Here is a 20289-nt window from a genome sequence, read left to right on the forward strand (position 1 = left end):
TGCGTCCGCACGCCCGAAGCGAACCGATACCCCCATCGAGCCAAAGAAAGCAAGCAATGACCTCGGAATCGAGTGCAAACCCCTTGAAGAATCCGCCCCAAGGCGAACGGATCACCGGCGCGCAGGCCGTCGTCCGCAGCCTTGAAGCGCTGGGAGTGACCGATGTCTTCGGTCTTCCCGGCGGCGCGGTGCTTCCGCTCTACGACACCCTCATGGGCGATGAGCACCTCCGTCATGTGCTCGTGCGCCACGAGCAGGGCGCCGGCCACGCCGCCGAGGGCTACGCCTCGGCCAGCGGCCGCGTCGGCGTGTGCATCGCCACCTCCGGTCCGGGCGCGACGAACCTCGTCACCGCCATCGCCGACGCCTACATGGACTCGGTGCCGCTGCTCGCGATCACCGGCCAGGTCTTCTCGCACCTCATGGGCACCGATGCCTTCCAGGAGGCAGACATCGTGGGCATCACGATGCCGGTGACGAAGCACTCCTTCCTCGTCAAGCGGCCCGAGGAGATTCCCGGCGCCATCGCGGCCGCCTACCACCTGGCATCGACCGGCCGTCCCGGCCCCGTGCTCGTCGACATCACGAAGGACGCGCAGGAGGGCGAACTCGACTTCGCCTGGGACCCGCGCGTCGAGCTCGTGGGCTACCGTCCGATCACGAAGGCCAACAGCAAGCAGATCCAGGCCGCCGCCGAACTGATCGCCGAAGCGAAGAAGCCCGTCTTCTACGTGGGCGGCGGCGTGATCCGCGCCCGCGCTTCGGAGGAGCTGCTGCAGCTCGCCGAGCTCGTCGGCGCTCCCGTCGTGACCACGCTCATGGGCCGCGGCGCATTCCCCGACTCGCACGAGCAGCACCTCGGCATGCCCGGCATGCACGGCACGGTCCCGGCCGTGCTCGCGCTGCAGGAATCCGACCTGCTCATCACCCTCGGCGCCCGCTTCGACGACCGCGTCACGGGCCGTGCGGCGCTCTTCGCGCCCGAGGCGAAGATCATCCATGCCGATATCGACCCGGCCGAGATCGGCAAGATCCGCGCCGCGGATGTGCCAATCGTGGGCGACGCCGCCGAGGTGATCGCCGACCTGATCGCGGCGGTCTCGACCGCCAAGCTCGCGCGCGACTTCGCCGACCTGACGCCGTGGTGGGAGCGCCTGAGCCAGTTGCGCGAGACCTACCCGCTCGGCTACCAGCCCACGAGCGACGGGCTGCTGTCGCCGCAGCACATCATCCAGCGCATCGGCGAGCTCACCGGCCCCGAAGCCGTCTACGCCGCCGGCGTGGGCCAGCACCAGATGTGGGCCGCGCAGTTCATCAAGTACGACCGGCCGAACTCGTGGCTGAACTCGGGCGGCGCCGGCACCATGGGCTACGGCGTTCCGGCCGCCATGGGCGCCAAGGTCGCCGAGCCCGACCGCGTGGTCTGGGCGATCGACGGCGACGGCTGCTTCCAGATGACGAACCAGGAGCTCGCCACCTGCGTGGTGAACAACATCCCGATCAAGGTCGCGGTCATCAACAACTCCTCGCTCGGCATGGTGCGCCAGTGGCAGACCCTCATCTACGACGGCCGCTACTCGAACACCGACCTGAACACGGGGCACGGCTCGCAGCGCATCCCCGATTTCGTGAAGCTCGGCGACGCGTACGGGTGCCTCGCGATCCGCGTCGAGCGCGAGGAGGAGATCGACGATGCGATCAAGCTCGCGCTCGAGACGAACGATCGCCCCGTCGTCATCGACTTCGTGGTGAGCGCCGACGCCATGGTGTGGCCGATGGTGCGCCAGGGCACGTCGAACAGCGATATCCAGTACGCCCTCGAGAACAGCCCCGAGTGGGGAGAGGAGTAATCATGAGCCGCCACGTACTCAGCCTCCTCGTCGAGGACAAGCCGGGTCTGCTGACCCGAGTCGCCGGGCTCTTCGCCCGCCGTGGATTCAACATCGAGTCGCTCGCCGTCGGCCCGACCGAGATGCGCGGACTCTCGCGCATCACCGTCGTCGTCGACGAGGACGAGGTGCTGCTCGAGCAGGTCACCAAGCAGCTGAACAAGCTCGTCAACGTCATCAAGGTCGTCGAGCTCGACGATTCGAGCTCGGTGCAGCGCGAGCACGTGCTCATCAAGGTGCGCGCCGACAATCAGACCCGTTCGCACGTGCTCGAGGCGGTCACACTGTTCCGCGCTCGGGTCGTCGACGTCGTCCCGGATGCCCTCACGATCGAGGTCACCGGCGACACCGGCAAGATCGACGCCTTCCTCAGGGTGCTCGAGCCGTACGGCATCAAGGAGATCGCGCAGTCCGGACTCATCGCTCTCGGCCGCGGCGCGAAATCGATCAGCGAGCGGGTCTTCAAGAACTGACGCCCGGCCGCGCCGAACGGCCTCTCGGCCCCGGATCGGACCGAGAGCTCCATATTCCACCAGCACCAGCGGGCACTGCGGATTCCCGCAGCATCGCCCGAGAAACCAACACAACACAAGGAGAAACCCAAGTGGCAGAGATGTACTACGACGCTGACGCCGACCTCTCGATCGTCCAGGGCAAGAAGGTAGCCGTCGTCGGCTACGGCTCGCAGGGCCACGCGCACGCGATGAACCTGCGCGATTCGGGCGTCGAGGTCGTCATCGCGCTCAAGGAGGGCTCGAAGTCGATCCAGAAGGCCGAAGAAGCGGGCTTCGAGGTCAAGAACGTCGCCGACGCATCCGAGTGGGCCGACCTCATCATGATCCTGGCGCCCGACCAGCACCAGCGCTCGATCTACAACGATCAGATCAAGGACAAGCTGACCGCGGGCAAGACCCTCGCCTTCGCGCACGGCTTCAACATCCGCTTCGGCTACATCGAGACCCCCGAGGGCGTCGACGTGATCCTTGTCGCCCCGAAGGCTCCCGGCCACACCGTGCGCCGCGAGTTCGAGGCCGGCCGCGGCATCCCCGACATCATCGCCGTCGAGGTTGACGCTTCGGGCACCGCATGGGAGACCGCGAAGTCGTACGCCAAGGCGATCGGCGGCACCCGCGCCGGCGTCATCAAGACGACCTTCACCGAAGAGACCGAGACCGACCTCTTCGGCGAGCAGGCCGTGCTCTGCGGCGGCACCAGCCACCTGGTGCAGGCCGGCTTCGAGGTGCTGACCGAGGCGGGCTACCAGCCCGAGATCGCCTACTTCGAGGTGCTGCACGAGCTGAAGCTCATCGTCGACCTCATGTGGGAGGGCGGCATCGCGAAGCAGCGCTGGTCGATCTCGGACACCGCCGAGTTCGGCGACTACGTGTCGGGCCCGCGCGTCATCGACGCCGGCGTCAAGGAGCGCATGCAGGGCGTGCTCGCCGACATCCAGTCGGGTGCGTTCGCGAAGCGCTTCATCGACGATCAGGATGCTGGTGCGCCCGAGTTCACCGCGCTGCGCGCGCAGGAGGAGCAGCACCCGATCGAGAAGACCGGTGTCGAACTGCGCAAGCTGTTCGCCTGGCAGCAGAGCGATTCGGACTATGTCGACGGCAGCGCCGCGCGCTGACGCGACGGAGTCGCAGACCAGCACTGCTTCGCGCAGGCCGCGTGCGGTATGCGCTCGTCGACGGCAGCGCCGCGCGCTGAGCTGCTGAGTTCGAGCGGAGGGTCCGGGAGCGAATCGCTCCCGGACCCTTTGCGTTCACCGGGCGCTTGCTCTCAGCACTCCGTTTCTCGCTACACTGTGACTCAATCACTGCGAGGAACGAGGATGATCTCATGGGACTGCTGAAGGCTGCGACTGGTGCGATCGGCGGTACTCTCGCCGATCAGTGGAAAGACTTCTATACGGTGCCGACGGGACTCGCGCCGACCGCCGCGCTGTTCGCCGCGGTGCCCCAGGGCACGAATGCCGGCCGCGGTTCGAACACCAGCGGCTCCGACGGCGTCATCACGAACGGCAGCCGGATCGTCGTGCCCGAGGGCTACGGCCTCATCCTGATGCAGGAGGGCGCGATCACCGGCTTCACTTCCGAGGCCGGCGGCTACGAGTGGAACTCGGAGGCGCAGGATTCGCAGTCGATCTTCACCGGCGGCGGCTTCGTGAGCGCGCTCATCAAGACCTCGTGGGAGCGCTTCAAGTTCGGCGGGCGGCCCGGGGCGCAGCAGCGCGCCTACTTCGTCGCGCTCAAGGAGCTGCCGAACAACCGCTTCGGCACGCAGTCCGAGATCTACTGGGATGACGCCTACATGAACGCCCAGGTCGGCGCGATCACTCGGGGCACCTACACGCTCAAGATCTCCGACCCGATCCTCTTCGTCAAGAATTGGCTGCCGGCGAAGTACCTCGAGCCGGGTCAGGTGTTCGACTTCACCGATATCGACAACGATGCGGCGTCGCAGCTCTTCAACGAGGTCGTCGGTTCGCTCGCGCCCGCGTTCTCGATGTATACGAACGACCCGGCCAAGGGCAACCGCATCACCAAGATCCAGCAGGATTCGGTGGGCTTCGCGCAGAGCCTCTCGGCCGCCGTCGAGGCCAACTACCAGTGGAGCACCGGCCGCGGCCTCGAGATCGCGAGTACCGCGATCGTCGCGATCGAGTACGACGAGAACACCCGCGAACTGCTGAAGAACGTGCAGCGCGCGGATGCCCTCGCGGGCGCGCGCGGCAACTCGAATCTGCAGGCATCGGTCGCCGCCGGGTTCGAGTCGGCGGGCGAGAACGCCGGCGCGGGCGGCATCTTCGGTATGGGCATGGCCGCGGGCCAGGCCGGTCTTGGCGGGCTGCAGCAGCCGGTGCCGGGAGTGGGGGCGCAGTCGGCACCGGCACCGGCGCAGGCGCCGGCCGCGGCGGAGCCTGCCGCCGACGACCCGATGGCCAAGCTCACCCAGCTGAAGAGCATGCTCGACGCCGGGCTCATCACCGAGGACGATTACAACGCTGCGAAGGCGAAGGCGCTCGGCCTCTAGCCGCGGCCCCGACCCTCGACTGTTCGGATCAGGTATGAACGAGATTCCCGATCCGGCGCGGGGCGGCGCTGTTCCGGCGCCGGGTGCTCCAGACCCGGTGCCGGCGGCGTCGACCGCGCCGGTCACACCGTCGCCGGCCGATGCGTCCGCTCCATCCGCGCCGCACCCGGCGCCCGATGCGGCGCTGCCCGATGCGCTCGCCCCGCAGGGGCCGACGACCATCGACACCCGGAACGACCGTCTCGGCGACGGCGTGAACCGGTGCCCGCGCTGCGGCTCGACCGAGATCCAGCTGCGCCCGGCCACGGGCATGCTGATCTGCCTCTTCTGCCGCTACGAGTGGACGGAGGCGCAGATCGCCGAGGCGCTCCCGGAGGAGGTGCCGCTGAGCGAGCTCTCGGGCACGACCATCGCGTCGGGCGCCGCCGACATCGACCCCGCGGTCGCGGGGGTGCTGACGCTCAAGTGCGGCGGCTGCGGCGCCGAGGTCGTCGTGAACACGGCAGAGGCCATGTCGTCGCGCTGCCACTGGTGCCGCCATGTGCTGACGGTCAACGAGCAGGTGCCGAACGGCGCGGTGCCCGACGCGGTGCTCCCGTTCCAGCTCACCCACCAGGAGGCGGTCGAGCGCATCCGCGCGTTCGCCGGCAAGCGCCGCACCTTCGCCCATGCGCGCTTCAAGCGCGAGTTCACCCCTGAGAACGTCGTGGGCGTCTACATGCCCTACATGGTCGTCGACGGCAACGCTTCGGCCGATGTCGCGGGCTACGGCGAAGTGCTGACGCGCCGTTACACCCGCGGCAGCGGCGATGACGAGGAGACCTATTACGACGCCGACATCTACCAGGTGCAGCGCCATGTCGACTTCACTGTCGACGACCTCACGATCGAGTCGTCGGCCGAGCGGGCGAACATGGACGCGCTCGTGAACACGAACAACATCATCAACACGATCCTGCCGTTCGACACCAAGAACGCGGTGCAGTGGAACGCGAGCTATCTGACGGGCTTCACCTCGGAGCGCCGTGATCAGGACGTCTCGCAGATCGAGCCGGTGCTCGAGGGCCAGCTGCTCTCGATCGCGCGCTCGGAGGTCTCGCCCACGCTCGCCGGCTACAACCGGGGCGTGCGCTGGGAGACGGAGCGGCTCGACGTGCATGGCACGCGGTGGGTGTCGATGTACTTGCCGGTGTGGCTGTACTCGTACTACCAGGAGAAGGGCGGTCGCGGCATGGTGCACTATATCGCCGTTAACGGCCGCACTGGCGAGACCATGGGTAGCGTGCCGGTCTCGCAGGGGCGTCTGCTCACCGCCGCCATCACCGCGGGTACCGTGGTCGAGGGCCTGGCCATCGCGATTCTGGTGGCGACGGCATGAGCGCGCTCCTCCTCGACCTGGTCGACGCGCTCGGCGCCGTCTCCCCGCAGTCCGCAGCGCTGGTCGCGCTCCTCGCACCGTTCGCCGATGCGGTTCCTGCGGTCGCGGCCGTGCTGGTCGATGCGGGCGTCTCGGTCGGCAACGTGCTCGCCTCCTCTGACGAGGGCAGCCCGGCCTGGCTGCTCGCGGCGGGCCCGGCAGCCGGCGGCGGCATCTACTGGACCCTGTTCCGCTACTACCGCAACACCGACAAGTCGCACCAGTTCGAGCGCGAGACGATCATCGAATCGCAGCCGGTGCAGGGCTCGGATGTGAAGGTCGACGAGGTGCGCGGTACGAAGCGCAGCCGCATCGACGGCGACAACGGCAGCAACTACCGGCAGCGGGTGCAGCGGGTGAGGTAGCCCGCGTCGCGGGTCAGGCCCGTCCGCCGCCCGCGCGAGTGGTGCGGGCGGTGGCCTGCGCCGTCCACGGGTCTTCGGGCCACGGATGCTTCGGATATCTGCCGCGCATCTCCTTGCGCACCTCCTGGTAGGGGCCGTTCCAGAACGATGACAGGTCGCCGGTGACGGCGAGGGGACGCCGCGCCGGCGAGAGCAGGTGGAAGAGCACGGGCACCCGGCCGTCGGCGAGGCGCGGCGTTTCCGCGAGCCCGAACGCCTCCTGCAGCTTCACGGCGACGACCGGCAGCGCTTCGGGGTCGTCGGCCGTCGGGTAGTCGATGCGCACCCGCGATCCCGACGGCACGGCGAGGCGCTCCGGGGCCAGCTCGTCGAAGCGTGCAGCCTCCGGCCACGGCAGCAGGCGTCTGAGCGCGGCCGCGGTGTCGAGCTGCTGCAGCGAAGCCGCAGGGTGCAGCCGTGCGAGGTCGGGGCCGAGCCAGTCGGCGAGGCGCGCGAGCAACGACTCGTCGTCGACTTCGGGCCAGGGATCGCCGAGCGTGCGGCGCAGCAGCGCGAGGCGGCCCCGCAGCGTCTGCGCTTCGGCGGGCCAGGCGAGGGCGCTGAGCCCCGCTTCGCGCAGGTGCCGTGCGAACGCGGGCTCCGTGTCGGCGCTGGTCGGGCTGACGGGGGCCGAGGCGAGCCCGATCGCGCCGAGCCTGCGCTCTTCGCGCACCCGGACGCGTCCGTCGTCGATGCGGGCGATGCGTTCGGCGACGAGGAGGGACCGGCCGATGCGCAGAGCGGCATGCTCGTCGAGCGGTGCGGCGAGGCGGATCACGGCGCCGGTGCCGTCGGCCGCGCGTCCGGCGGCGCGCTGCACCTCGTGGACGGCGAGCCAGTCGACGCCCGCGAGCCCGCTGCCCTCCGGGAGCGCGGCGCGGGTGCCGCTCGCGAGCAGGTAGCCGCGGCCCCGCCGGTCTTCCCCCGGCACGCGGCGCGCGATCCACTCGGGGCGGGCGAGCGCGACGATGGTGCCGGGGCCGTGCTCCCGGTCGGCGATGCCGACCTCCGCTCCGGTTCGGGCTCCGGAGCCGGTCTGCTCCCGGCGCGCGAGATCGAGCAGCCGTCGCGCCTCTCGTCGCCAGCGGTCCGCCCCGGGAGCGCGGCCGGTGCGCAGCTCGCGCATGAGCCGGGTGAGGTCGGCGCCCGCCTCGCGATGGTCATCGCTGATCGCGGCGACGATCTCGGCCGCGACTCGCGCATCACCGAGTTCGTCCGCGCCGGCGATGAGCGCTCGGGCAGTGCGAGCGCCGATCGGGAGCCGGGCGATGCGTGCGCCGGCCGCGGTGACCCGGCCCGACGCATCGACGAGGTCGAGCGACCGCAGCACCGATTCCGCCTGAGCGATCGCTGCCGGCGGGGGAGCGGTCGGCAGCCGCAGGCCCTCGCCCCGCGGGGTGCCCCAAGCGGCGAGCAGCAGCGCCGAGTCGACGAGGTCGGCCGAGGCGATCTCGGGAGCGGAGGCCTGCGGCATGCGGGCGAAGTCGGTCTCGGCGTACGCGCGCACGGCTCGGCCCGGCCCCTGGCGCCCGGCGCGGCCGGCCCGCTGCTCGGCGCTCGCGCGCGAAGCGCTGACGGTCACGAGCCCGGTCATATCCCGTGCGCGGTCGCGCCGGACCTCGCGGGAGAGCCCGGCGTCGACGACCACGCGCACTCCGGGCACCGTGAGCGAGCTCTCGGCGAGAGCGGTGCTCACCACGATGCGCGGCGCGTCCTCCGGGCCGCGGCCCGATACGGCGCGATCCTGATCGCGCGCGGGCAGGCGGCCGTGCAGGGGGAGCACCTCGACCTCGCCGGCCCGCCCGGCGTTCGGCGCCTCGCGCAGGAGCCGCACGACCTCGTCGACCTCGCGCGCTCCGGGTACGAACACGAGGGCGTCGCACGCGTCGGGGTGCTCCGTCGCCGCTCGGGCCTGCGCCTGCCGCGCGGTTCGGGCCACATGGGCGAGGTACCCCCGGGTCACCCCGCGCTCGTCGAGGCGCGCCTCGACGGCGGGCGCGTAGTCGATGCGCAACGGGTGCAGCGGCGATGGCACGTCGATGACAGTCGCTGGTCGCGATCCCTGGCCAGACCCCAGTACCTCGGCGATGCGCCCGGCGTCGAGCGTCGCCGACATCGCGATCACCAGCAGATCGTCGCGCAGCTCGCGCACCTCGGCGAGCATGCCGAGCAGCAGATCGCCGTCGACCGAGCGCTCGTGCACCTCGTCGAGGATGACGGCGCCGACGCCATCGAGCCCGGGGTCGGCGAGGAGCCGGCGCAGCAGCACGCCGGGGGTGAGGGCCTCGATGCGCGAGCGCTCGCCGATCTTGCGTTCGCCGCGCACGGTGAAGCCCACCGGCCCGCCGACCGGGCTGCCGTCGAGCGCGGCGATGCGGTGCGCCGCTGCACGGACCGCAACGCGACGGGGCTGGGTGAGCAGTACGCGGCCGCCGGCCCGCTCCGCGAGGAGGTTCGCGAGGAGCGGCGGCACGAACGTCGTCTTGCCGGTGCCCGGGGGAGCGGTGATGACGAGTGCGCCCGTCGCGGCGGCCTCGATCTCGCTCCGGGCGGAGGCGACCGGCAGCTCCGCGCCGATGCGATCGAGGTCGAAGAGATGCGGCGTCACCCGTCCAGCCTACGGCGCGCCGCGCCGATCAACCGCCCTGCGGTCGCGCTCGCGGATGGCGTCGTGGAGGGGCAGGGCGGCCCGAATCGGCTCGGCAGGCACCGTCGGTGCCGCCTCGACCGGTTCTTGCGCCGGTATCGAAGCCCGGGCCGGACCGGGCCGGGCCCTCCCGAACCGGCCGCCTCCTCTGCGACCCGCTCGCAATCGCAGACATGCTTAGGTATGCTTCATTAACATCAGATGAAGTGCGTTGAAGGGACACCCCTTGGCAGTGAGCAATATCGCGGTCGATCATGCCGATACCGGATTGATGACCGCAGCAGTCGAACGGGCGGAACGCATCTCACCGCATTTCGTGCGCGTCACACTCGGCGGCGAAGCTCTGGAGCACTGGCGCCACCTCGGCTTCGACCAGTGGTTCAGACTGGCGCTGCCGGTTTCGAGCGCCACGACCCTCGATGGCCTCGGCGACCGCTTCGACATGCGCGGCTACCTGCGGTATCTCGCTCTTCCCAAGGCCACGAAGCCGGTGATCCGCAACTACACCGTGCGCGAGTTCCGCCCCGAGGCGCTCGAGCTCGACATCGACTTCGTCGTGCACGGCACCGCCGGCGTCGCAGGCCCCTGGGCCGCGTCCATGCCGGTCGGGGCGACGGTCGGGCTCATCGACCAGGGCTGCGGCTACCGCCCGGTGCCCGGAGCCGGCGAGGTCGTGCTCGCGGGCGACGAGAGCGCGATGCCCGCCTTGCTCGGTATCCTCAGGGATCTCCCGGCCCGCACCACCGGCAGCGCCATCATCGAGATCCCGGACGCCGCCGACCGGCAGCCGACGATCGCCCCCGACGGCGTCGACGTGCACTGGATCGTGCGCAGCGGCAGCCGGCGCCCGGGCGCCGAGGCGCTCGACGCCCTGCGATCCCTGCAGAAGCCCGCGGGCCCCGTGTCGGCCTTCATCGCCGGCGAGCAGCAGCTCGCGACCGGCGGGCGCCGCCACCTCGTGAACGAGCTCGGCGTCGACAAGAGCGCGATCGACTTCTCGGGGTACTGGCGCCAGAAGTAGCGGCGCGAAGCGCCCACAGCGATTCGGGAGCGCGCTGCCGATACGCTGGGGGAATGCGCAAGAAGAGACCCGAGGAGCCGCGGGAGAGCCTGATCGCGAGCGGGTGGACGGTCGAAGCCGAGCCCGTGCAGGAGCCCGCCGCAGCACCGGTCGACGCGCCCCTCGCGGCTTCGGACGACGCCGAGGCGCTCGCCGCAGACCCGCGCCCCCAGTACTCGAACGCCGCGCTCGTCGTGCTCGGTCTGTGCGGCGGTCTCTACCTGCTGTACGCCTGGATCTGGCTGAGCTGGGCCCAGTACTACGCGCCCGTGAACGCGAATCTCGCGGCATCGGCCGGTGCGCTCGGCGGCACCGCCCAGAACATCGTCTACTGGATCGCACCGCTCGCTCCGATCCTCTGGTTCCTCGCCGCGCTGCTCATGAATCGCGGCCGGCTGCGCGCGCTCCTGCTCTGGATCGGTATCGGCGCTGTCGTGCTGGTCCCGCTGCCCGTGTTCGACGGATGGAGCTTCTGATGGGGTCGAAGATCACCGCCTGGGTGCTCGGGGCCCTCATCACCCTGCTCTACGCAGCCACCGTCGCGGCCGCGGTGGGCAATCTCGTGCTGCTGCCGCGCATGGGCGCCGAGATCGGTTACGCGATCAGCGCCTTCGGCTGGTTCTGGCTGTGGTTCGGCATCCTCGTGCCCGTCGTCGTGTTCGGCCTCGCTCTCGTCATCGCGCGTGGGCGGCGCGCGGCCATGCGGCTGCTCGTGCTCGTCGCGGGTCTCGCCATCGTCGGCATGATCCAGCTCGAGGTCATGCACCTCGTGCCCCAGTCGCTGTTCTTCACCGCCTGACGGGTGCGCACGGGGCGTACGCCGCACCCGTCGGCCGCGCTCGATCCCGGCGCCCGGTCCCGGCGCCCTCGGGTCGCACCGCGACACATTCGGGGCTGCGCACGACCGGGAGTCTAGACTGGGACCCGGCCCTTGCGGCCGAATCCCGCAGATCGCCCATTCCCGGAGGAACCATCTGATGCCTGCGCCGGTCGTATTGATCGCCGAACAACTCTCGCCCGCCACGATGGCCGCCCTCGGCCCCGACTTCGAGGTGGTGCACGCCGACGGCACCGACCGCGATGCGCTGCGCGACGCACTCGCGAAGGCCGACGCCGTGCTCGTGCGATCCGCGACCCAGCTCGATGCCGAAGCGATCTCGTGGGCCCCGAACCTCAAGGTCATCGCCCGCGCCGGCGTCGGCCTCGACAACGTCGACATCAAGGCGGCGACCCAGGCCGGCGTGATGGTGGTCAACGCCCCGACCTCGAACATCATCAGCGCCGCGGAGCTCACGGTCACCCACATCCTGAGCCTCGCACGCCACGTGCCCCGTGCGCACGCCTCGCTGTCGGCGGGGGAGTGGAAGCGCTCCGCCTTCACCGGCATCGAGCTCTACGAGAAGACGATCGGCATCATCGGCCTCGGTCGCATCGGCGGCCTCGTCGCCGAGCGCCTGCGCGGCTTCGGCGTCGAGCTCATCGCATTCGACCCCTACGTCACCGCCGCCCGAGCGCAGCAGCTCGGCGTGCAGCTCGTCACGCTCGAAGAGCTCGTCGAGCGCTCCGACTTCCTGACCATCCACATGCCCCGCACCCCCGACACGCTCGGCATGATCGGCGCCGAGCAGCTCGCCGCGATGAAGCCGACCGCCTACGTCGTCAACGTCGCCCGTGGCGGACTCATCGACGAGGCGGCGCTCGCCGAGGCGCTCGCCGACGGGCAGATCGCCGGTGCCGCCCTCGACGTGTTCGTGCAGGAGCCGCCGGCCGACGGCGCGCTCACCTCGCTGCCGAACGTGAACGTCACCCCGCACCTCGGCGCATCGACCGCTGAAGCCCAGGAGAAGGCGGGCGTGGCCGTCGCCAAGTCGGTGCGGCTCGCCCTCGCCGGCGACCTCGTGCCCGACGCCGTGAACCTCGCCGGCGCCAGCATCGACGAGTACGTGCGCCCCGGCCTGCCCCTCACCGAGAAGCTCGGCCAGGTGTTCGCCGGCCTCGCGAACGGCCCCATCGCCTCGCTCGACATCGAGGTGCACGGCGACCTCTCCGAGCACCGCGTCGGCGCACTGCGACTCGCAGCGCTCAAGGGCCTCTTCTCGAAGATCGTCAGCGACCCCGTGTCGTACGTCAACGCTCCGCTCATCGCCGAGCAGCGCGACCTCGAGGTGCGCTTCACGGTCGACGCGGTGTCCGAGAGCTACCGCAACGTCATCACGCTGCGAGGAGCGCTCACTGACGGCCGTCAGATCTCGGTCTCGGGCACGCTGACCGGCCCGAAGCAGATCGAGAAGATCGTCGAGGTCAACGGCTTCGAAGTCGAGCTGCCCGTGCCCGCGCACCTGCTCGTGCTCAGCTACAACGACCGCCCGGGCGTCGTCGCGGCCTACGGCGGGCTGCTCGGCGAGGCCGGTGTGAACATCGCGGGCCTGCAGATCGCGCGCGACGAGAAGGCCGGCACGGCGCTCTCGGTGCTCTCGGTCGACGCTCCGGTCTCGGAAGGCCTCGTCGAGGGGCTGCACGGCGCCGTCGACGCGGAGTACCTCTGCGTCATCGATATCGACGCGTAGTCCTCGATTCCGAGATTTCTCTCGACGCTTTCGGCCGGGTCCGCATCGCGCGAGCCCGGCCGTTGCTCGTCGCGCGTCGCGCTTTGCTCGTCGCGCGCTGGTTGCTGGTTGCTGGTTGCTGGTTGAGTGTTGAGTGTTGAGTGTTGAGCGCCGCCGCTCGCGCTTCGCCGTGTGGAGCCGGATGCACCACCGAGGCCCCTCGAACGGTGCATCCGGCTCCACACCTCGCAGCATGAGCGACAGGGATCGCCTTCCTCCCCAAGGCCGTTCCCGGCCCTTTTCGCGGTGACCTCTCCACAATCGGCGAAACGCACTGGCCCATCGCTGCCGAACCGGCGACGATGCATGCATGTCGCCCGCCCGTTCACCGATTCCCCGAGGTCTTCGAGGGAGCGCGTTCACCGCCGCCGGCGCTGCGAGATTCGGCGTCGGGAGAGCGAAGCTGCGCGGTCAGCAGTATCGACGGCTGCATCGCGGCGTGTATCGCGTCGCGGAAGAGATCGAGACGCCATCCCGTTTCGTGGAGGCGCGCGTGCTCCAGGCCGCGCGAGACTATGCACCGCTGCTGAGGAGCGGTGAGGCGTTCAGCCACACCACGGCGCTGCTGCTCTACGGCGCTCCCATCGACGCGACCGATGCACTGCATACGACGACGCACTGGTCGCAGTCGCCGGCGAGGGGAGCCGCGGTTCGGGGGCACCGTACCCGTATCCCGTTCGGGCCCGGAGCCGCACCGCACGGGCTCATCTGCGTGCCTCCCGAACTCGCCCTGGTGCAATGCGCGAGGCTGCTGCCGTTCAGAGAACTCGTGGTCGCGATCGACGCGCTGATCCTGCCGCAGCGCGGCCCGCGCGGTCGAGCGATCGTCAGTCGGGAAGACCTCGCGATACGGCTGCGCGAGATCTCGGCACTCGGTATCGATCGGGTTCGTGCAGCCCTCGAGGTATCGCGCGTAGGCGCTGAATCCCGGTACGAGACCCTCATGAGGTTCGAAGCGGCTCGTGCCGGCATCGATCACCTCGAGCTCCAAGGCGACCTCTTCGACGAACAGGGCATGTGGATCGGCCGGTTCGATCTCGTGGATCGCGTCACACGCAAGATCGCCGAGTTCGACGGTGAGCAGCACCGACTCGACCGACGCCAGTACCTGAAAGATCTCCGACGGCTGGAGCTCGTTCGCACGGTCGACTTCGACGTGCTGCGCCTGCACGCCGAGAACTTCGCCCCGGGCGAGCTCGCCGCGACGCGGTTGCGACTCTGCTCGTTCTTCGAAGTGCACCCCCGATCCCCGGCACCGCATCTCGCACGGTACTTCGCCGAATCCACCGATCTCCGGTGAGTCGTGGAGCTGAACGAACCATCAAGGCCCCTCGGGCGGTGCATTCGGCTCCACGCTTCGCACGGCAACGGACCGGGGCGAGTCGGAGCGTGCCGGAGCGGGCGTCAGTGGGCGGAAATGCGCGGGAGGTGCGCGGGGGAGGGAGGGAGGGAGGGAGGGAGGGAGGGAGGGGCGAGAGGGAGGGGCGAGAGGGAGAGGGATTCGGGGCGTCGGGCGGTCAGAGCATCTCGGGGTCGGGCAGCGTGATGGGCCCCGTCAGCGGCTGTTCGAAGCGGCCGACGCTGATCGCGAGGCGCCGCAGCAGCGTCGCGAGGCGATCGCGCTCGGAGCGCGGCATGCTGCCGAGCAGACGCTCCTCGGCATCGCTGAGTCGGGTCATCGCGGCGTCGACGAGGGTCTGACCGAGAGGCAGCATCTCGACGAGCACGCCTCGACCGTCGTTCGGGTCGGTGAGCCTGCGCACGAGGCCGCGCTCCGCGAGACGGTCGATGCGGTTCGTCATCGTGCCGCTCGACACCATCGTCTGCTGCACCAGCACCTTCGGGCTCTGCCGATATGGGGCGCCGCCGCGTCGCAGCACCGCCAGCACGTCGAACTCCCACGACATGAGCCCCGAACGCTCGAACGCGTGCGAGCGGGCCCGGTCGAGATGCTTCGCGATGCGCGAGAGCCGCGAGAACACGGCGAGCGGAGCGAGATCGAGGTCAGGCCGAGCGGCTTGCCATTCGGCCAGAATGCGGTCGACCTCGTCCTCGTGCTTCATAGGCTCATCTTATTCGAGCGCCGTGCGCGGCACCTGACACACGGGTGCCGGCGGGCGCCCGCTTCGTCCGACGCGTACGGCGACGGCTCCGAGATCTGGCAGACTATTATGCGTGCCCACGGGCATGTTCCGCCTTGGTGTAATGGCAGCACGACAGCCTTTGGAGCTGTGAGGTCCAGGTTCGAGCCCTGGGGGCGGAGCGGGTGAGCAAGGCGCAGCCTTGATCACTTGCTCCGAAAGCGGCGCCCACAGGCGCCGTGCATTGGGGGAGGCGTAGCCTCTTCGGTGTGTCGGGAGCGGCGCCAATGAAAGGGAAAAGCACATGGCAGAACGTTCACTCGCCGTCGTGATCCTCGCAGCAGGGCAGGGCACGCGCATGAAGTCCCACCTGCCGAAGGTCCTGCACCCGATCGGCGGTCGATCCCTGATCTCGCACGTGCTCGACACCGCATCGGCGCTGTCGCCCGAGATCGTCGTCTCGGTCGTGCGCCACGACCGCGATCGTGTCGCGGCGGCGATCCTCGAGCATGCACCCGATACCCTCATCGTCGACCAGGATGCGGTGCCGGGCACGGGCCGCGCCGTGGAACAGGCGCTCTCGGCCCTCCCCGACTCTTTCGCCGGCTCGGTCGTGGTGCTCTCGGGCGATGTTCCGCTGATCGACTCCGCGACGCTCGAGCGCCTGATCGGCGGGCATCTCGAGCAGAACCGCAGCATGACGATGCTCTCGGCGATCTACGAGAATCCCACGGGGCTCGGCCGTATTCTGCGCGGCGGCGACGGCGCTGTCACGGGCATCGTCGAGGAGAAGGATGCGACCGAGTCGCAGCGCCGCATCACCGAGATCAACGGCGGCATCTACGTGTTCGCGCGCCGCGCGCTCGAGGAGGCCCTTTCGGGCATCGATACGAACAATGCGCAGGGCGAGAAGTATCTGACGGATGCTGCGACGCGCATCCTCTCGACCGGTGGCATCGTCGAGGCGATCGCGACCGACGACCCATGGCTGATCGCCGGCGTCAACGACCGCGCCCAGCTCGCCGAAGCGGGGCGCGAGATGAACGCCCGCATCGTGCGTGCGCACCAGCGCGCGGGCGTGTCGATCCAGGATCCGGCGACGACGTGGATCGAGGCGGACGTCTCGATCGGCATGGACGCCGAGATCCTGCCCGGCACCCATCTGAAGGGCGCGACCTCGATCGCGAGCGGCGCCATCGTCGGCCCCGACACGACGCTCGTCGACTGCGAGGTGGGCGAGGGCGCCCGCATCCGCCGCAGCGAGGCCACTCTCGCGGTGATCGCCGCGGGCTCGGAGGTCGGACCGTTCGCGTACCTGCGCCCGGGCACCGAGCTCGGCGAGAACGGCAAGATCGGTGCGTACGTCGAGACGAAGAATGCGAAGATCGGCGACGGCAGCAAGGTGCCGCACCTCAGCTATGTCGGCGACGCCGAGATCGGCACCGGTTCGAACATCGGCGCCGGCACGATCTTCGCGAACTACGACGGGGTGAACAAGCATCGGGCGGTCGTCGGCGATGCCGTGCGCATCGGCTCGAAGAACGTGCTCATCGCACCGGTTACTATTGAAGACGGAACCTACACGGCGGCGGGAACGCTGGTGCGCAAGAACGTGCCGGCGGGTTCGCTGGCGGTCGGTGTGATGCCGCAGCGCAACATCGAGGGCTGGGTCGCCGAGAACCGGCCCGGCACGTCGACGGACGCGGCGGCGCGAGCGGCCAAGCCCGAGGCGACGCAGACCGATTCCGAATGAACAGCTGAACAACGACAGATTGAGGAACCAGCGTCGATGAGCCAGATCGAGATGGCGGGACAGAAGAAGCTCGTCTTGATTACGGGCCGGGCCTACCCGGAGCTCGCAGAGCAGGTCGCGGAGGAACTCGGCGCGGAACTCGTTCCCACTGATGCGCGCACCTTCGCGAACGGCGAGCTCTACGCCCGCTTCGATGAGAGCGTGCGCGGCTCCGACGCGTTCGTGATCCAGTCGCACACGAACCCGATCAACGAGTGGCTCATGGAGCAGCTCATCATGGTCGACGCGCTCAAGCGCGCTTCGGCGAAGCGCATCACCGTGGTCGCTCCGTTCTACCCGTACTCGCGCCAGGACAAGAAGGGGCGCGGCCGCGAGCCCATCTCGGCGCGGCTCGTCGCCGACCTCTTCAAGGCCGCCGGTGCCGACCGCATCATGTCGGTCGACCTGCACGCCCCGCAGATCCAGGGCTTCTTCGACGGCCCCGTAGACCATCTGTTCGCGATGCCGGTGCTGCTCGAGCACTTCAAGAAGACCATCGGCCGCGACGACATCACCGTCGTCTCGCCCGACATGGGGCGCGTGCGCGTCGCCGACGTGTGGAGCGACAAGCTCGGTGCGCCGCTCGCGATCATCCACAAGCGCCGCGACCCGAAGGTCGCGAACCAGGCTTCGGTGCACGGCATCGTCGGCGACGTCAAGGATCGCTGGTGCATCATGGTCGATGACATGATCGATACCGGCGGCACCATCTCGAAGGCCGCGCAGGCGCTCAAGGACAACGGTGCGAAGGGCGTCACCATCGCCTGCACTCACGCGATCTTCTCGGGCAGCGCGATCGAGCACCTGTCGCAGGAGTTCATCGACCAGGTCGTCGTCACCGACACGCTGCCGCTGCCTCCCGAGAAGCGCTTCGAGAAGCTCACCGTGCTGTCGATCGCTCCGCTGCTCGCGAAAGCGATCCACGAGGTATTCGAAGACGGTTCGGTCACCAGCATGTTCGAGGGTGCGGCGTAGCCGAAATCGCGGACCAGCGATTCTTGCTACGCCGCGCGACGCCACAGCGTCGCCGGAGAACAGCGTCAGCGTTTCGCCAGGCTGCGGTGCCGCACACGGCGGCAGCCCAGTGCGCACGGAGCGCTAGCGACGTACTGGATGGCAGCATAGAGGTGTGACCTCGCACATCGAGCCCCGACCGCTGCTCGCGGCGGGGCTCGTCGTGCTCTCGGCCCCCGCGTTCTTCGTGTTCGGGTGGACGCTCGCGGGGGTCGCGCTGCTCCTCGCCGGCCTCGCCATGGCCTGGTGGGCGGAGCGGCGGCGATCCCTGGCGGGCGATGCGCCTGCGCGTGCCGAACCGTCGCTGCTGCGGGACCTGTCACTCATCGCGGTCGGGCTGGCCATCGTGCGCAGCATCCCGCTCGCGGCGGAGCTCGACGACTGGGCGATGGGGCGCTTCACGCTCGCGCTCGGCGGGGCCGTGCTCGTGCCCTATCTCGTCTCCCGAGCGATCTACAGGGATCGCGCCATCCGTTTTCCGTGGCGCACCGGCCACGACGGGCGGCCGAATCCGCGCTGGGGCTGGCTGCACTGGGGGTGGCTCGCGGCCGTGCTCGTGCTCGGCTGGCTGATCCTGCCGTGGTACTTCATCGGCTCGGGCGTGTATCGGAACTGGCCGGTCGTCGAGACGCCCGACCTCGTCGCGCGTCTGTTCGTCGGGGTCGGTGCCGTCGGCATCTGGGACGAGCTCTTCTTCATCTGCACCGTGTTCGCCGTGCTGCTGCGGCACTTCCCGGCCTGGACCGCGAACGCGCTGCAAGCCGTAGTCTTCGTGTCGTTCCTCTGGGAGCTCGGCTATCGGGCCTGGGGGCCGCTGCTCACCATCCCGTTCGCGCTGGTGCAGGGATTCATCTTCCTGCGCACGCGGTCTCTGTCGTACGTCGTGGCAGTGCATCTGCTCTTCGACGCGGTCGTGTTCGCAGTGCTGGTGCACGCGCACCACCCCGAGCTCTTCGACATCTTCCCGACCGCGCCGTAGCCGGCGGGCGGTTATCCCGCGATGAGCGCGGCGAGACGGCGTACCGCGAACTCGTAGCCCTGCAGGCCGCAGCCGACGATCGCGCAGGAGGCGATGCCCGAGATGTACGAGTGGTGTCGGAACTCCTCGCGTGCATGCACGTTCGAGATGTGCACCTCGGCGACGGGCAGTGCGACCCCGGAGAGCGCGTCGCGCAGCGCGATCGAGGTATGCGTGAGGGCTCCCGGGTTGATGATGATGGCATTGCAGGTGCCGCGCGCCGCATGGATGGCGTCGATGAGCACGCCCTCGTGGTTCGACTGCACCGCGTGCACGCCGAGCCCGAAATCGCCGGCGACCCGCTCGACGAGCGCCTCGACGTCGGCGAGCGTCTCGTTCCCGTAGATCTCGGGTTCGCGAGTGCCCAAGAGATTCAGGTTGGGCCCGTTCACCAGTAGGATCTTCCCGGTCATGATCGTTCTCCTCCGATGGATAGCCGTCCACTCATCGTAGCGTTGCCGGCCATTCGTGCCCGGAGGCGGTGCGCGGGGCGAGTCGGGGTTTTCGCGCCGCATCGGTTACCGTAGACGGGTGACCGAGCAGACCTCCCCCTCGCGCAAGAGCTTCGACCCCACCACCTTTCGGGACAAGCCCGTCTCGTTCGTACGCCGCGGCGGTCGCATGACGGCCTCGCAGGAGTACGCGTGGGAGCACCTGCGCCCCCACTACGTGCTCGACATCGAACACGGGCCGGCCTCGACGAGCGTCGCCGACGGCGCGCACGGCGACCCGGCCGAGATCTTCGGCCGGGAGGCTCCGCTCGTCGTCGAGATCGGTTCGGGGCAGGGCCACGCCATTCTCCACGCCGCCGAGCAGCATCCCGGCACGAACTTCCTCGCCGTCGAGGTGTTCCGCGCAGGTCTCGCCCGTACCATGCTGCGCGCCGAGAGCGCGGAGATCGACAACCTGCGCCTGGCCGAGGTGAACGCCCCCGAGCTGCTCGAGAAGTATCTGCCCGCCGGATCGATCGACGAGCTGTGGGTGTTCTTCCCGGACCCGTGGAAGAAGACGCGACACATCAAGCGCCGCCTCGTGAACGACGACTTCACGCGCATCGTACGCGGTGCCCTGCGCCCCGGGGGCGTGCTGCGCCTGGCGACTGACTGGGAGGACTACGCCGAGCAGATGCGCCGGGTGCTCGACGAGGCCGAAGGGTTCGAGCGGGAGTTCGCGGGGGAGTGGGCCGAGCGCTTCGACGGCCGCGTGCTGACCGCGTTCGAGCGCAAGGGCGCGGAGAAGGGCCGCGAGATCCGCGATCTCGCCTACCGCCGCATCTGATGTCATAATCCGGCGGCGCTCCTCGCCGGAGGAGTACTTTGGGTGGT

At 69.6% G+C, this 20289-nt stretch carries 18 protein-coding genes and 1 tRNA gene; 16 read left to right on the forward strand and 3 right to left on the reverse strand.

Going from position 1 to position 20289, the window contains the following annotated elements:
- The first annotated feature begins 26 nt into the window (after window positions 1-26).
- The 6 genes from ACUYTF_RS08985 (at window position 27) to ACUYTF_RS09010 (ending at window position 6707) form a co-directional block, all read left to right on the forward strand.
- On the forward strand, window positions 27-1850 hold the full coding sequence (locus ACUYTF_RS08985) for an acetolactate synthase large subunit (protein WP_434142773.1): 1824 nt from the start codon (window positions 27-29) through the stop codon (window positions 1848-1850).
- Window positions 1851-1852: 2 nt separating this feature from the next.
- A complete protein-coding gene (gene ilvN, locus ACUYTF_RS08990; RefSeq protein WP_434142459.1) occupies window positions 1853-2362 on the forward strand; it encodes an acetolactate synthase small subunit in 510 nt (169 codons plus the stop codon).
- 92 nt (window positions 2363-2454) lie between these two features.
- Window positions 2455-3519, forward strand: coding sequence for a ketol-acid reductoisomerase (ilvC, locus tag ACUYTF_RS08995; protein ID WP_434142774.1), 1065 nt, complete (start codon window positions 2455-2457; stop codon window positions 3517-3519).
- A 212-nt stretch (window positions 3520-3731) separates the two neighbouring features.
- On the forward strand, window positions 3732-4925 hold the full coding sequence (locus ACUYTF_RS09000; RefSeq protein ID WP_434142461.1) for an SHOCT domain-containing protein: 1194 nt from the start codon (window positions 3732-3734) through the stop codon (window positions 4923-4925).
- Between the two features lie 34 nt (window positions 4926-4959).
- Window positions 4960-6303 (forward strand): TFIIB-type zinc ribbon-containing protein, encoded by a 1344-nt coding sequence (locus tag ACUYTF_RS09005; protein ID WP_434142462.1) that lies wholly within the window; start codon window positions 4960-4962, stop codon window positions 6301-6303.
- On the forward strand, window positions 6300-6707 hold the full coding sequence (locus ACUYTF_RS09010; RefSeq protein WP_434142463.1) for a hypothetical protein: 408 nt from the start codon (window positions 6300-6302) through the stop codon (window positions 6705-6707). The genes ACUYTF_RS09005 and ACUYTF_RS09010 overlap by 4 nt, the downstream gene beginning before the upstream one ends.
- Window positions 6708-6720: 13 nt before the next feature.
- Here ACUYTF_RS09010 and hrpB read toward each other — a convergent pair whose 3' ends face one another.
- Entirely contained in the window at window positions 6721-9354 is a 2634-nt protein-coding gene (gene hrpB, locus ACUYTF_RS09015) for an ATP-dependent helicase HrpB (protein ID WP_434142464.1), read from the reverse strand.
- Window positions 9355-9625: 271 nt separating this feature from the next.
- Between hrpB and ACUYTF_RS09020 the strand changes: the two genes are divergently transcribed.
- From ACUYTF_RS09020 to ACUYTF_RS09040, 5 genes are all read left to right on the forward strand, one after another.
- Window positions 9626-10414 carry an SIP domain-containing protein gene (locus ACUYTF_RS09020; RefSeq protein ID WP_434142775.1) on the forward strand — a complete coding sequence of 263 codons (789 nt, stop codon included), beginning with the start codon at window positions 9626-9628 and terminating at the stop codon, window positions 10412-10414.
- Between the two features lie 53 nt (window positions 10415-10467).
- Entirely contained in the window at window positions 10468-10929 is a 462-nt protein-coding gene (locus ACUYTF_RS09025; protein WP_434142465.1) for a hypothetical protein, read from the forward strand.
- The gene (locus ACUYTF_RS09030; protein ID WP_434142466.1) at window positions 10929-11252 is read left to right on the forward strand and encodes a hypothetical protein; all 324 of its coding nucleotides are present in this window, start codon (window positions 10929-10931) and stop codon (window positions 11250-11252) included. The genes ACUYTF_RS09025 and ACUYTF_RS09030 overlap by 1 nt, the downstream gene beginning before the upstream one ends.
- A gap of 178 nt (window positions 11253-11430) precedes the next feature.
- Complete coding sequence (gene serA, locus ACUYTF_RS09035) at window positions 11431-13020, forward strand: phosphoglycerate dehydrogenase (RefSeq protein WP_434142467.1); 1590 nt, start codon at window positions 11431-11433, stop codon at window positions 13018-13020.
- A gap of 478 nt (window positions 13021-13498) precedes the next feature.
- Window positions 13499-14359 (forward strand): hypothetical protein, encoded by an 861-nt coding sequence (locus tag ACUYTF_RS09040; protein ID WP_449279638.1) that lies wholly within the window; start codon window positions 13499-13501, stop codon window positions 14357-14359.
- 217 nt (window positions 14360-14576) lie between these two features.
- Here ACUYTF_RS09040 and ACUYTF_RS09045 read toward each other — a convergent pair whose 3' ends face one another.
- Window positions 14577-15122 carry a MarR family transcriptional regulator gene (locus tag ACUYTF_RS09045; RefSeq protein ID WP_434142469.1) on the reverse strand — a complete coding sequence of 182 codons (546 nt, stop codon included), beginning with the start codon at window positions 15120-15122 and terminating at the stop codon, window positions 14577-14579.
- Between the two features lie 128 nt (window positions 15123-15250).
- On the opposite strand from ACUYTF_RS09045, the gene ACUYTF_RS09050 reads away from it, so the two are divergent.
- The 4 genes from ACUYTF_RS09050 (at window position 15251) to ACUYTF_RS09065 (ending at window position 18925) form a co-directional block, all read left to right on the forward strand.
- Window positions 15251-15322: transfer RNA gene (locus ACUYTF_RS09050), tRNA-Gln, on the forward strand.
- Window positions 15323-15444: 122 nt separating this feature from the next.
- Window positions 15445-16893 (forward strand): bifunctional UDP-N-acetylglucosamine diphosphorylase/glucosamine-1-phosphate N-acetyltransferase GlmU, encoded by a 1449-nt coding sequence (glmU, locus tag ACUYTF_RS09055; protein ID WP_434142470.1) that lies wholly within the window; start codon window positions 15445-15447, stop codon window positions 16891-16893.
- Window positions 16894-16929: 36 nt separating this feature from the next.
- Entirely contained in the window at window positions 16930-17907 is a 978-nt protein-coding gene (locus ACUYTF_RS09060; RefSeq protein ID WP_434142471.1) for a ribose-phosphate diphosphokinase, read from the forward strand.
- Window positions 17908-18061: 154 nt separating this feature from the next.
- Entirely contained in the window at window positions 18062-18925 is an 864-nt protein-coding gene (locus ACUYTF_RS09065; protein ID WP_434142472.1) for a CPBP family glutamic-type intramembrane protease, read from the forward strand.
- An 11-nt stretch (window positions 18926-18936) separates the two neighbouring features.
- Here ACUYTF_RS09065 and aroQ read toward each other — a convergent pair whose 3' ends face one another.
- Window positions 18937-19377, reverse strand: a complete 441-nt coding sequence (gene aroQ / locus ACUYTF_RS09070) for a type II 3-dehydroquinate dehydratase (RefSeq protein WP_434142473.1) — start codon at window positions 19375-19377, stop codon at window positions 18937-18939.
- Window positions 19378-19495: 118 nt separating this feature from the next.
- Here aroQ and trmB point away from each other — a divergent pair, with 118 nt between their 5' ends.
- Window positions 19496-20242: a tRNA (guanosine(46)-N7)-methyltransferase TrmB gene (gene trmB / locus ACUYTF_RS09075; RefSeq protein ID WP_449279639.1), complete on the forward strand. Its 747-nt coding sequence runs from the start codon at window positions 19496-19498 to the stop codon at window positions 20240-20242.
- Window positions 20243-20289 lie beyond the last annotated feature (47 nt).

This window comes from Leucobacter sp. GX0328, from assembly GCF_053567315.1.